This window comes from Achromobacter sp. SIMBA_011 (assembly GCF_046535435.1).
Lineage (GTDB): Bacteria > Pseudomonadota > Gammaproteobacteria > Burkholderiales > Burkholderiaceae_B > Achromobacter > Achromobacter dolens.
Map to the genome: position 1 here is coordinate 1 of NZ_JAWRWN010000749.1, position 258 is coordinate 258.

Annotated in this window: 1 pseudogene; it reads right to left on the reverse strand. The window is 57.0% G+C overall.

The window, feature by feature from the left end:
- Positions 1 to 190, reverse strand: a pseudogene (locus tag SB816_RS32980) (hypothetical protein); the annotation flags it as partial.
- Positions 191 to 258 lie beyond the last annotated feature (68 nt).

The following is a 258-nucleotide window of genomic DNA, read 5'->3' on the forward strand; positions in this document are numbered from 1 at the left end:
GCGCTATTGCAAGCACGGACATCATCAAGCCGCGCGTAAAACCTTGGCCCCAGCCCGCGTTGACGGCCAGGTAGTCGGAGGCAGTTTCACCGACGGTGGTGGACATGATTTTGATAATCCAGAACGCAAGCGTGATCTCAGGAACCTTGTTGAGCCAGCGGGAGATAGGCTTGTCGGTAGCGGGCGACATGGTGGCGATTCCTCAGGAGTTGAGTGCCACGCAGTCTAGCTGAGCAGACTTAGGGGAACCTTAGTGTG